This is a genomic window from Salinispirillum sp. LH 10-3-1 (assembly GCF_030643825.1).
Lineage (GTDB): Bacteria > Pseudomonadota > Gammaproteobacteria > Pseudomonadales > Natronospirillaceae > Salinispirillum.
In genome coordinates this window covers 1,626,990-1,639,943 of record NZ_CP101717.1, presented here as the reverse complement: position 1 = coordinate 1,639,943, position 12,954 = coordinate 1,626,990, and the positions used below count along the sequence as shown (strand labels likewise).

General features: G+C 55.1%; 7 protein-coding genes. All 7 read right to left on the bottom strand.

Annotation, left to right across the window (positions count from 1 at the left end):
* Positions 1 to 79: 79 nt before the first annotated feature.
* Positions 80 to 2,791 (bottom strand): nitrate reductase, encoded by a 2,712-nt coding sequence (locus NFC81_RS07205; protein WP_304996853.1) that lies wholly within the window; start codon positions 2,789 to 2,791, stop codon positions 80 to 82.
* Positions 2,788 to 3,213 (bottom strand): nitrite reductase small subunit NirD, encoded by a 426-nt coding sequence (gene nirD, locus NFC81_RS07200; protein WP_304996852.1) that lies wholly within the window; start codon positions 3,211 to 3,213, stop codon positions 2,788 to 2,790. The genes NFC81_RS07205 and nirD overlap by 4 nt, the downstream gene beginning before the upstream one ends.
* A 10-nt stretch (positions 3,214 to 3,223) precedes the next feature.
* Positions 3,224 to 5,773 carry a nitrite reductase large subunit NirB gene (nirB, locus tag NFC81_RS07195; RefSeq protein WP_304996851.1) on the bottom strand — a complete coding sequence of 850 codons (2,550 nt, stop codon included), beginning with the start codon at positions 5,771 to 5,773 and terminating at the stop codon, positions 3,224 to 3,226.
* Between the two features lie 11 nt (positions 5,774 to 5,784).
* Entirely contained in the window at positions 5,785 to 7,140 is a 1,356-nt protein-coding gene (locus NFC81_RS07190) for an FAD-dependent oxidoreductase (RefSeq protein WP_304996850.1), read from the bottom strand.
* Between the two features lie 223 nt (positions 7,141 to 7,363).
* A complete protein-coding gene (locus NFC81_RS07185; RefSeq protein WP_304996849.1) occupies positions 7,364 to 7,738 on the bottom strand; it encodes a hypothetical protein in 375 nt (124 codons plus the stop codon).
* Entirely contained in the window at positions 7,735 to 7,962 is a 228-nt protein-coding gene (locus NFC81_RS07180; RefSeq protein WP_304996848.1) for a DUF2835 domain-containing protein, read from the bottom strand. Before NFC81_RS07180 ends, NFC81_RS07185 begins: the two co-directional genes overlap by 4 nt.
* Before the next feature lie 64 nt (positions 7,963 to 8,026).
* Positions 8,027 to 12,850 (bottom strand): NAD-glutamate dehydrogenase, encoded by a 4,824-nt coding sequence (locus tag NFC81_RS07175; RefSeq protein WP_304996847.1) that lies wholly within the window; start codon positions 12,848 to 12,850, stop codon positions 8,027 to 8,029.
* Positions 12,851 to 12,954: the final 104 nt, after the last annotated feature.

The following is a 12,954-nucleotide window of genomic DNA, read 5'->3' as shown; positions in this document are numbered from 1 at the left end:
AGGCATTATAGAGTGTATAGACAATGAAATGTAGGTCGGTTTCATTAGGTTTAGCACGCGCTACAACGCCCGCTCAGCTTTAGGCGGCATCCACTGCCCGATCACTGACAATCAAGCGCTTCAAGTCCGGTATGCAGCTACCGCATTGTGTGCCGCACTTGAGCTGCTTGCCCAACCCCTCCACGGTATTGATCCCGTCATCGCGCATCGCATTGCGGATGGTATACTCTCCTACTTGGTGACAACTGCACACCAATGGGCCCGGGTCCACCTGCCCGCCACTGCGTCCGGCCAGCAGGTCGCGCCGATCTTGTGAGTTCAGCTCGCCTGCCTTCAAACACTCGGCAACCCAGCGTGAATCAGGCTCCGGCAATGTTTGCCCCACCCAGGCTATGGCACTGCGGTGGTCGGCGGTACCCCACACCAAGCGTTGGCTATGGCGTGTCAGATCTTCGAACACTTGCATGGGTTCGTCCAACAGCGCCCCACCCATCAGCTGTGGCAGGTCGGTCGCGGCACGCCATAGGGTACTGTGCGCAAATTGATACACCGTGACCCCCGCCACAGTGCGCTTTAACCAGGCATCCCACGGCGGCTCTGCTAACGCTTCACGCAGCCAAATATAGCCTTGTTGAGCGGGCTGCCAGCGCTGCACCTGCACGACGGCATGTTTCAGCTCCGGTTGAAAAGAAATGGGGTCGACATGCGCGGGAATCAGCCGTCCGACGCGGCCATGGCTGCTGTTTTGCGCCGTCCAGTGAATGGGCATGAACAATTCACCGCGACGCTGACTGGTACTGCAGACCACGCGCGCTTTAATGTCCTCACCGGCCACCCGTGCGGAGTCGAGTTGTACCCAATCCTGATCGCTGACCTGCAAGCGAACGGCATCGTCCGGATGCATATAAACGCGAGGCTCTGGCATATGCTGCTGCAGGCGATCGGCTAACCCGGTTCGGGTCATGGTATGCCACTGATCACGGAGGCGCCCGGTATTCAATAGGAACTCAAATGGACTATCGGACACCGAGCTGTTTGCTCTCGGCAGGTGCCGTGGTGCCTGCGGCACAATGGGGAAAAAACGGGCACTCTGTTCCGGCGTATAGAAACGACCATCACCGAACAAGCGCGCGGTGCCCATGGGCGCATTTTGGGTAATCGGCCATTGCAGCGGCACCATCGCATCGTACTCCGCTGGTGTTATATCGGCGTACAGAGAGATATCGAAATCACGACTGCCGTTGTTTTCGTAGGCCGACAATTGCGCGTGCTCGCGAAAGATGTCGACGGGTTGCTGATAGGGAAAGCCAGCCGCAAACCCCATGGCACGGGCGACCTGTGTGATTATCCACCAGTCATGCTTCGCCTGTCCCATGGGTTTCACCAATGCCCGTTGACGCGAGATACGGCGTTCACTGTTGGTGACGGTTCCGTCCTTTTCACTCCAACCCGTCGCTGGCAGCTTGATGTGCGCCATGTCGAGCGTATCGGTGTGTTGCATACAGTCCGACACCACGACCAACTCGCAAGCGGACAGTACGGCGCGTACTCGATCGGCGTCCGGCATACTGACCACCGGGTTGGTCGCCATGATCCAGATTGCCTTAATTTTGCCCTGCCCTACGGCCTCGAAGAGATCGGTGGCCGCCAAGCCGGGCCCACGGGCCATGTTCGGCGCGCGCCAAAAGCGTTCGACACGATTAACATCGTCGGGACTGTCCCAGTTCATATGCGCCGCCAACTGATTGGCTAAGCCACCGACTTCACGCCCACCCATGGCGTTCGGTTGCCCGGTTATGGAAAACGGCGAAGCACCCGGTTTACCGATGCGCCCGGTCGCGAGGTGCAGGTTGATAATGGTATGTGCCTTGTCGACGCCGCTGGATGACTGATTGATCCCCATGGAATAGAAGGTCACCATCTTGGGCGATTGCGCGGCCCATTGGTAAAAGGTTTCAACCTGTTCAATGGGCACATCACAGGCGGCAGCCACTTTTTTCAGCGAACCGGCGGTTCGCTCGGCGGTATTTAAGGCGGCCGTAAACCCTTGGGTATGGCGTTCGATAAAGTGGCTGTCGGTCAAATCTTGACGATGTAGCCAGACCAACAAGCCATTAAACAACACGGCATCAGTGCCCGGCTTCAGCGCCAAATGCAGGTCGGCACTCTCGGCGGTGGCGGTACTGCGCGGATCAATCACCACCATGCGTTTGAGTTTACGCCCCTTCTTTTGGGCCTCGGTACGGGCGGCTTGCATACGCTGAAACAACACAGGGTGTGTCCACGCCGCGTTTGAACCGGTCAGCACCAGCAAGTCGGCTTCGTCGAGGTCTTCATAGTTGGCGGGTACGGTATCACTACCAAAAGCGCGCTTTTGCGCCGCGACGGCCGACGACATACACAACCGAGAATTCGTGTCGATATTACTGGTACCAATAAACCCCTTGAGCAATTTATTGGCGACGTAATAGTCTTCCGTTAACAGTTGACCAGACACATAGAATGCCACGCTGTCTGGGCCATGACGGCGAATAACATCGGCAAAGCCTTTTGCTACCGCGCTTATGGCGCGGTCCCAATCAACGGTTTCACCATAAACCTGTGGTGCAAGCAAGCGTGCCGATGCGTCGAGCGTTTCGTGCAATGCAGAACCTTTAACACACAGGCGGCCACGATTGGCAGGATGACGTGTGCTGCCTTCTACCGCTATGACCCGGTCGTCGTGCACCATAGCACTGACGCCGCAGCCAACACCGCAGTAGGCGCAGGTCGTCTCTTGCCGTTTTTTCATGCTGCAGCTTCCTCGTTGGTGGCGTTCAGGTTTTGGGCAGCCACGGGCTGATTGAACACCTCTATCACACCCTCGTTGAGCCGCACAGGCCATACGGTGACTCGCACGGACTCATCTTCCATACACTGACCGGTACGCAGCGAAAAATGCTGCTTGTACAAGGGTGATGCTACGACAGGCTCGCCACCCAAATCCCCGACAATGCCCCGCGCTAAAATGTGCGCGTTGGAAAATGGGCAGAAATTGCTGAGCGCATAGAGTGCATCCTGTTCGCTCGGCAACCAGAATATGGCCACATGCTGGTCGCCCAAGCGCGCACCGACACCACCGTCCGGTACCAGGTCATTTGATTGCCCCACGGCGACCCAGGTCGCGCCATCGGTCTGTTCTGTCGAACGCGGCTTCTTTGTCATGCTCGTCATGGTTGTTTCCTTAAACGGTGGTTACAGGGATCAGTTGTGCTTTTTCTGCGTCAGTAGCCGGACGGGGTTGGCCGCGTTCGGGCACCATCACAACGCACGGGTCATCGCTGTTGTCGTTGATGTTCTGACGGAAGCGTTTCAGTGCTTCAGGGTTGTTGAGCGTGGTTTTCCACTCACACTGATAGGTTTCGACAACACGCTGCATTTGCGCTTCCAAGTCTGCGGCTACGCCGAGCGAGTCCTCAATGACGACCTTCTTCAGGTAGTCGAGTCCGCCTTCAATGCTTTCCACCCAACGCGCGGTGCGCTGTAAGCGGTCCGCGGTGCGGGCGTAGAACACGAGGAAACGGTCGATGTATTTCACCAAGGTTGCGGTGTCGAGATCAGTCGCAAACAAATCCGCATGCCGTGGTCGCATACCACCATTACCAGCCACATAAAGGTTCCAGCCGTTTTCGGTGGCAATGACCCCGATGTCCTTGCTCTGCGCTTCGGCGCATTCACGGGTACAGCCACTGACGCCGAATTTGATTTTGTGTGGTGCACGCAGGCCTTTGTAGCGGTTTTCCAGGTCGATGGCGAGCTGCACGCTGTCTTGTACACCGTAACGGCACCAGGTGCTGCCGACACAGCTTTTAACCGTACGTACAGACTTGCCGTACGCATGGCCGGTTTCGAAGCCGGCGTCAACCAAGCGTTTCCAGATTTGCGGCAACTGGTTCAGGGTGGCACCAAACAGGTCAATACGCTGGCCGCCGGTGATCTTGGTATAGAGCTTAAAATCGCGCCCGATTTCACCAATGGTGATCAGACTTTCCGGGGTGATTTCTCCACCGGCGATACGCGGTACGATGGAGAAGGTGCCGTCTTTCTGCATATTGGCAAGGAAGGTATCGTTGGTATCCTGCAATGGCGTGTGCTCAGGTGTCAGAATGTAATCATTCCATACGGAGGCCAAAATAGAGCCGACCGCTGGCTTGCAGATGTCGCAACCCATGCCTGAACCGTGTTTCTGGCGCAATTCAGCAAAGGTTTTAATCCCTTCGACACGAATGATGTGTTCCAATGCCTGCCGTGAGTGAGCGAAGTGCTCGCAGATATCGGTACTGACCTCAATACCACGCGCAGCCAGTTCATGATCCACCACATCCTTCAGCATGGCTGCACAGCCACCGCAGCCTGTTCCGGCTTTGGTATCGCCTTTCACGTCGGCGACGCAGCAAGCTCCGGCATCCAGGGCACCGACAATGGCCGCCTTAGACACGTTGTGGCATGAACAGATGGTCGCCGTATCGGGCAGAGCATCGATGCCCAGCGCAGGCGCCCCTCCCTCCTGCTGCGGCAGGATCAGTCCTTCCGGGCTGCTCGGCAGCTCGATACCGTTCAAGTAATACTGCAACAGGGTATCGTAGTAGCTGTTATCGCCAACCAGCATCGCCCCCAACAATTTTTTCCCATCGGCCGAGACGACCAGCTTCCGGTATTCTTGCTTCAATTGATCAAGATAACGGTATAATTTCGAGCCTGGCGCCTGTGTGCCATGGGCATCACCAATGGCTCCAACATCGACCCCCATCAACTTGAGCTTGGTGCTCATATCGGCACCGGTAAACGCCAAGTCGCCGTCGGTCAGTGTGGCTAACGCCGCCTTCGCCATTTGGTAACCCGGTGCTACCAACCCGAAGATACTGTTGTTCCACAGCGCCACTTCGCCAATGGCGAGAATATCAGGGTCGTTGGTGCGACACTGGTTATCGACCACCACTCCGCCTCGCTCGCCCATTACCAAACCAGCAGCGCGCGCCAGTTCGTCACGCGGACGAATACCTGCGGAGAACAGAATCAGGTCGGTTTCCAGTATACTGTCATCCTGAAACACCATACGGTGCAGGCTGCCGTCGCCGTCTTCGATGCGTTGCGTGGCTCGGTCGGTCAACACCTGCACGCCCAGCTGTTCAATCTTGTCGCGCAGTACGACACCGCCTTCGGCATCGACCTGCATCGGCATCAGCCGCGGAGCAAATTCCACTACGGCGGTATCGAGATCCAGTTCACGCAAGGCATTCGCCGCTTCCAGACCCAGCAGACCACCCCCAACGACGACGCCGGTCGTGGCTGTTTTGGCCGCTGCGCGAATCGCATCCAGGTCATCCAGCGTACGATAAACAAAGCAATTGGGTCGGTCATTGCCGGGGATCGGTGGTACAAAAGGATAAGAACCCGTCGCTAACACCAACTGGTCATAGTTCAAGCTCGACCCATCGCTCAGCACCAATGACTTACGAGCGCGATCAATCTCGGTCACCGCCACACCCAGCCGGAGGTCAAAACCCCAGTCAGCGTATTGCTGGGCAGTCCCCAGTGCCAGGTCCTCGGCACTGCGCCCTTGGAAATACTCAGAAAGATGCACGCGGTCATAGGCAATCAGCCGCTCTTCACCGAGTACGGTAACCTTAAAGGCCGACTTGCCAGCGCTGTCCGCCAGTTGTTCCAGAAAGTGATGACCGACCATGCCGTTGCCGACGACGACCAAATGACGTGTTGATGTGAGTGAAGACATGTACATTTCCTCTAAGCTGCTGCCTGGGTCTGGGAATCAATGCCGCAGTGGGCGGCCCCGAAGATGAGGTGGTTGCGCCAGGCATCCACTTCTGTTTTTTGTTGAATGAGTTGTTGATAAAAAGCACCGTCGGCAATGTCGCCGTACAGTACGGCGCCGACCAAACGGCCAGCGCGCAGGAATAGACGCTTATAGTGACGTTGCTGGCGGTCCTGCCACACGAGCGACTCAGTACCCTCACCTGAGGTATCGCCACTGGAGAACACCGGTACGCCACTCACCTTCAAATGCGTCGAGGTGACCGAACCGGTATAGGTTGCTTTGGCATGTGGATGGCACAGCAGTTCCGCCAGGACATCGGCCTGCTCGTAGAGCGGTGCTACGAGGCCATAGGTTTGCCCACGATGACTCACGCACTCACCTAAGGCCCAGATCGCGGCATCGGACGTCTGCATCTGATCGTTCACCACGATGCCACCATCCACTTGAAGACCCGCACGTTCTGCCAGCTCGGTATTCGCCCGTACACCCATGGCAGCGACGACGACGTTCGCTGCCCGTCTTTGACCATCACTGAACAGCACGCCAGTGATAACGCCGTCGGCGCGTTCTATGTGCGTTGCGCAGGCATTCAGTTGAATCTGTACACCCCGTGCTTCAAGCGCTTCACACAGCCAGCCTGCAGCGAAGGCGTCCAACTGACGATTCATCAACCAACTGCCACGATGCAACAGGGTCACCGCAACGCCACGGCCTGCGAGACCAACGGCGGCCTCGATCCCTAACAAGCCACCGCCCAATACCACAGCACGATCCTGTGAGCTCAGTTGCATCAACGTATCGGCATCCTGCAGCGTGCGAAAGACCTGCACGCCAGTCCCGGAAACGCCGGGAATATCCGGCAAACACGCAGACGAGCCCGTCGACAAGATCAAGCGGTCAAAACCCATCTGGCGGCCGCCCTGCAGGCTGATTACCTTGTCGGTCCGGTTTATGGCCTCAACCCAGCCTTGCACCCAAGTAATGCCCGCTTGTTCATACCAGGTACGCGGCTTACTCAACAGCGCTTCGGCCGACCGCTTTCCAGCCAACACATCCGACAACCCAAGGCGGTTATACCCGCCTACAGCCTCGCCACTGATCACCGTCATTCGCACGCCCGGCTTTTGATGCTCCACCAGCTGCTCCAGCAGTCGCATGGCGGCCATGCCATGCCCTACCAGCACCCAATGCTCGCCCGTATCAGGAAGGCCGTTTAGATTGTGTCGACTCGGTATGTGCATCACTCGACCACCAAATTTTGTCCAAAAAAAAGCGCTCGAACCAAACACACCGTGACGGTGGTTGATTCGAGCGCCATTGCTCATGCATAAATTCTGTGTCTGAACCTGCGTTGGTTAGACGTGCTGCGTGTTACTGAAATGACTAAAGCAGATCTTGTGCCAAAACAATGAATTGCAAATCTTTTAATTAAATTTCAATGAGTTACCGGCTTTTCCAAGAATTCAAAGGAACCTGAGCACGTATCGCTTGCGCATCAAAACGCACCGATTCAGTGCCGGAAACATCATTCTGGTGCACTTCCATGTGTTACGGGCGCTGCAGCCAGTCAAGCACCCGATCCACATCCTCGTCCGTCAAATGCAAGCCAAACTCCTCCGCCTGCCGTCGGACATGATCACGACCTATCTGTCGCGCTTCGGGGAACTGCAGCAAACGCTGCAAGAATTGTTGCTGCAGCCCGCCATCGACGGCCTCGACGACAACGGGTTCATTGGCTTCTGATACGCTGTCAGCGTGCATTTGATTTGCCCAGAAGCGCTGCCACACCGTTAAGGCGGAATCGACCACTTCGGCACCGGTGGAGGTCGGCTCCAATTCTTTCGGCTCTTCCTGCATCATCAAAGGTACGGCGACCCAGGTAATTAGGGCAATAAACGCCAAGCGCCACAACCAGCTCATCATCCGTCCAATCGCTCGATTCGGTCGAACTTACCTCGTTCGTCGAAGTAGATACGGAAGCTGCCGCGTATACCGTGGTGGGTAATGAAGGGTTGCAATATTCGCAGGGGAAAACTGACACTGCGACCATCGCGGGCAGTGGTATAGACGTTGCGGGCGGTGCCCGCATACAGGCGTTCCAACTCGTCGGGCGAGATGTAAAAGCTGACTTCGATGGAACGGCTCATAGGGCGGCGACTTAGCGAATAACGAATTCGTTAAGTATCGCCGCCCTTGCATTTTCATGCAATGTTAGCTTGCCATCGAGGTCGCTTGCGACAGATCCACCAGCTCACGAATCGCAACACTGTACATGCTGAACTCTGGATCGGTCGTCGCCAGAATCTCACGTACGATGCGCAACCAACGATCCACCAGCAAGCGGTGCGTTTCGCTCCACTGATCCAGCAGCTGCCCCAAGGACTCTTTGCCTTGCACGTTTAACACACTTTGCGTCAAACGTTGCTGCTGCCATTCCAGATCATCACGCAGGGCTTCGCGCGCCATCGCCTGCCAATGAGTGCTGACCGACAGATTGTTCAACTGGCCCGCAAACTGGTTCAACGACAAACGCTCACCCAGGATAAAGAAGGCTTCAGCGACACGATTCACCGGCACATTGAGATCCGTCGCCGCGCCTATGATACCCAAGGCATGGTAGAGGTGATCCGATACCGCAACCTGGTGCGCCAACTTGGCGTCGACACCGGCAGCCTGATACTCCTTCACGGCGTCATTGAAGTTTTGCGCCATTTCACCGTGCAAATACTTCGGAATGTCGGTCGCAAAGGCAGCCACTGGGTCTTTAAAACGCTTCACCACCGCAGCCACATCAAAGTTCAGGCGATTCGCCTTGATCAGTGCCCGAGTTGCACGACGCACCATACGTGCTGTACGTGCCATCATCGCCTGCTGCAACTTGCCATCGACCTTGTAGTCCAAGGCTTCAATCTGCGCCCAAAGCCCCTTCAGGTCGAAGATGTCACGAGCCGCCACATAGGCTCGCGCGATGTCCAGCTCGCTGGCACCTGTGCTCTCGCTCAAGCGATGCACAAAGTTGATGCCCATGTGGTTGAACAAATCATTGGCCACCTGGGTTGCCACGATCTCGCCTTTCAGACGATGGTTCTTGATGTGCTTGCCGAACTCTTTCACCAGGGTAGCTGGGAAAGCGCCGTACACTTCATTCACCAAGTACGGGTCATCACCGGCTTTTTGTTTGATCAACGCTTCTTTCAGGTCACCCTTGCTGTAACTGATCAAAATCGCCAGTTCCGGCATGACCAAACCTTGGCCTGACGCCTTACGATCGGAAATCATCTCGTCGTCGGGTAGGTATTCCAGCGCACGGTTCAACTTGCCAGCGGCTTCGAAGGCGTTGATCTGACGACGGTATTCCTCCACACGATGGGCTGCTTCGCGCGCCGCCAAGCTGATCGCTTGCGTCTGCTTGTAGTTATTCGCCAATACCTGATCACCGACTTCCTCGGTCATCTTCAGCATCCACTGGTTACGATGCTTACCGGTCAGGTCACCACTCTTCACCAACTCATCGAGCAGGATCTTGATGTTGACCTCGTGGTCCGAACAATCCACACCGCCCGCGTTATCGATGAAATCGGTGTAGCAACGGCCGCCTTTCAGGCCGAACTCAACTCGCGATAACTGCGTGAAACCCAGGTTACCGCCCTCACCGATGACTTTGCAGCGCAAGTCTTTCGCGTCGACGCGCAATGCATCATTAGCCTTGTCGCCTACATCGGCGTGTGACTCGGTGCTGGCTTTCGCATAGGTGCCGATACCCCCGTTCCAAATCAAGTCCACTGGCGCTTTAAGAATATTGTGGATCAACTCTGTGGGCGTCATCTGGTCTTTTGATACAGACAGCAGTTTCTTGATCTCTGGCGTCAACTTGATCGACTTGGCGCTGCGATTAAAGATACCGCCGCCTTTGGAGATCAACTTGGTGTTGTAGTCTTCCCACGACGAACGTGGCAGATCAAACAAGCGCTGACGCTCGGCAAAGGTCGCCGCCGGATCTGGATCAGGGTCCAAGAAGATGTGCATGTGGTTGAACGCCGCAACCAGTTTCACGCTCTTCGAGCGCAACAAGCCGTTACCGAACACGTCACCGGCCATGTCACCAATACCCACCACTGTAATGGGCTCTTCTTGCACGTTGATGCCCATTTCTTTGAAATGGCGCTGCACGCTGACCCAGGCACCACGTGCTGTGATACCCATTTTCTTATGGTCGTAACCGTTGGAGCCACCAGAAGCAAAGGCATCGCCCAACCAGAAGTCGTACTTACCGGCCACTTCGTTCGCGATATCCGAGAACGTTGCAGTACCTTTATCCGCCGCGACAACCAAGTAGGGGTCGTCTTCGTCGTGACGAATCACGTCCTTCGGTGGCAATACTTCGCCTTGACCCAGGTTGTCGGTGATGTCCAGCAAGCCTTGAATGAACGTCTTATAACAGGCAATACCTTCCTGCAGCATGGCGTCACGGTCACCATTGGTCGGCAACTGCTTGGCGACAAAGCCGCCTTTTGCACCCACCGGCACGATGACAGCGTTCTTTACCTGCTGCGCTTTCACCAGACCCAGTACTTCGGTACGAAAGTCTTCTATACGATCCGACCAACGCAGACCACCACGGGCTACCTTGCCACCACGCAGGTGGACACCTTCTACGCGTGGTGAATAGACGAAGATTTCAAACTTCGGACGCGGCAAAGGCATGTCGTTGATCAAGCTGGGGTTCAGCTTGAAGCTGAAGTACGACTTGCGTGCTTTGGTGGTGCTATCTTCCTGATAAAAGTTGGTGCGCAACGTCGCTAGGATCAGTTCCATGTACTTACGCAAAATGCGGTCTTCGTTCAGGTTTTGCACCTGCTCCAGCCCTTCTTCCATTTTGGCAATGTATTTCTCCTGCAACTCAGCGCGCTTCTTGCGTACGGGGTTAAAACGCGAAGAGAACAAGAACGTCAGCGTCTCGGTGAGACGAGAGTGCTGAATCAGGGTATGCGCAATGTACTCTTGGCTAAAACCAAACCGAATTTGCTTCATGTAACGCGCGTAGGCGCGCAACATGGCCACTTCACGCCACGTCAGCTTAGAGCCCAAAATCATCTGGTTATACAGATCATTCTCAGCTCGCCCGTACCAGATGTTCACGAAGGCATCGTGGAAGATGTCACGCAGACTGGCCGGGTCGAGTTCAGGATCGGCTTCGTAGATCAAGGTGAAATCGTACACGTAGACACACTGACCATCGCTGCGGCGAATTTCGTATGGAATTTCTTCCACTGCACGCAATCCGAGGTTTTCCAGCACAGGCACCAAGTCGGACAGCATCAATTCCGAAGCCTGATGGAAAATCTTCAACTTGAGACTGCTACCAGAAGGCTCCTGACTCAGGTAGAAGCTCAGCGTTAACTGGTTATCGGGGTCTTCAAACAATGACTCCATGCGCTGAACATCGGCCACCGCCACCCGCGCCGAGTATTCTTCACGGTAAGACGATGGGAAAGCGTCACGATACGCGGCGTAATACGCCATGCCTTTTTCTTCACCGGACGCCTCGACCAGAGACGCCTGCAATTCATCGGTCCACTGGCGCGCCAAGGCCACAACTTTGCGTTCGATTTCGGCGACATCAAGACTTTTCTTCAATGGCTTTTCAAGCTTAAAGACGTAACGAATACGGGCCAACACGGATTCGCTGAGGTAATTGGTGAAGTCAGAGCCTTCAACCGCCATATACTCGGCCAACACATCGTGAATGTGCATGCGAATTTCGGTATTGAAGATCTCCCGTGGCAGGTAAACCAGCGCCGTTACAAACTGGCCGTACACATCCTCGCGCACAAATACACGAATCTGCTTCCGCTCTTGAATCGACAGCACTGAACGCGTGGTTTTCAGTAACTCGTCAACGGTGGACAGAATCAGCTCGTCCCGCGGGAAGGTGTGCAGAATTTGCGCCAGCTCTTTGTAGTTATGACTACCGTCAACGTACTTTGACGCGGCCAATACTGTTTTGATTTTCTTGCGAATGATCGGAATGGACCGTGGTGAATCGTTGTAAACCGATGAGGTATACAAGCCTAAGAAGCGACGGCCACCAATCACATTGCCTTTGCTATCGAACTGTCGAACGATCACGTAATCGTTGTAGGCAGGACGATGAACAGTAGCGCGACGACCGGACTTGGCGAATGCAATGATGCTGGCGTCATTGGCGGCAGCCAACTGGGCTTCCATTTCGGTTACCGACTCTGCTTTCGCACCACGTGCTTTGCGGAACAAGCCCAACGCCGAATTGGCAACCGGCTTAACAACCCCTTTGTCGACGACGTATTCGTCGTAACCCAGGAATGTAAAATGATCGTTGGTGAGCCAATCTAAAAAGACATTGGCTTCGTCGATGTCTTCTTGCGACATCCCCGCCTTCGCCAACGTCTGAATATCTTTTTGTGCCGTACGTGCCGCGTCAGTGATGTTTTTAAAGTCATCCACCGCCAGTTGCACGTCAGCAATGACTTGCAACAACTCGCGTTCGATTTCACGGCGCTGCTTAGAGTCGGAGCGATGATCGACTTCGAAATACATCATCAACTCATTGTGCTCAGTCGGCTGCTCGGTGAAATCGTTTAAATCACCGCTTTTATCGCGCTGCGCACAGTAGTCTGCGTGAAACAGGTTATGGATGTTCACGCCCATGCGATTCAGTGCGATGCGCACCGAGTCGACCGTAAACGGAAGGTCACGGGTTAAAATCAATACAGCGGTATGCGAACTTTGCCACTCATGCTCTTCAACATTAGGATTGAACACCTGCACCTTGGCTGCGCTGCCATCCCACTTTGAGACATGGCGCCATGCGCTGACGGTAAGACCAGCCAGATCGGTTAATTCATAGGCCTCCATGTCCAGCCGTGAAGCGTGGTCATAGAGACAGTGAATGAAATGCGCAAGCAGTTTCTTTTGTGGTGCCGCCACATGAGGTTGCAGGCGTTCAGTTAACAATTGGGTCAGGTCTTGTTGAGCAGCCGTTCTACTGGAAGCCATCGGGCAAAGTTCCTTGGATTGTTATTAGATAAGTTGAAACATGCTAGTAATCTAGCCCACCTGTGAATTTTCTCCACTACTTCCCTCTTTTTTGTCGCAAATTT

Bases quoted from the DNA above. Each gene is read 5' to 3' on its own strand.
- NFC81_RS07190 (WP_304996850.1), bottom strand. From the start codon at position 7,140: ATGAGCAATGGCGCTCGAATCAACCACCGTCACGGTGTGTTTGGTTCG.
- NFC81_RS07175 (WP_304996847.1), bottom strand. From the start codon at position 12,850: ATGGCTTCCAGTAGAACGGCTGCTCAACAAGACCTGACCCAATTGTTA.
- NFC81_RS07205 (WP_304996853.1), bottom strand. From the start codon at position 2,791: ATGAAAAAACGGCAAGAGACGACCTGCGCCTACTGCGGTGTTGGCTGC.
- NFC81_RS07180 (WP_304996848.1), bottom strand. From the start codon at position 7,962: ATGAGCCGTTCCATCGAAGTCAGCTTTTACATCTCGCCCGACGAGTTG.
- nirB (WP_304996851.1), bottom strand. From the start codon at position 5,773: ATGTCTTCACTCACATCAACACGTCATTTGGTCGTCGTCGGCAACGGC.
- NFC81_RS07185 (WP_304996849.1), bottom strand. From the start codon at position 7,738: ATGATGAGCTGGTTGTGGCGCTTGGCGTTTATTGCCCTAATTACCTGG.
- nirD (WP_304996852.1), bottom strand. From the start codon at position 3,213: ATGACGAGCATGACAAAGAAGCCGCGTTCGACAGAACAGACCGATGGC.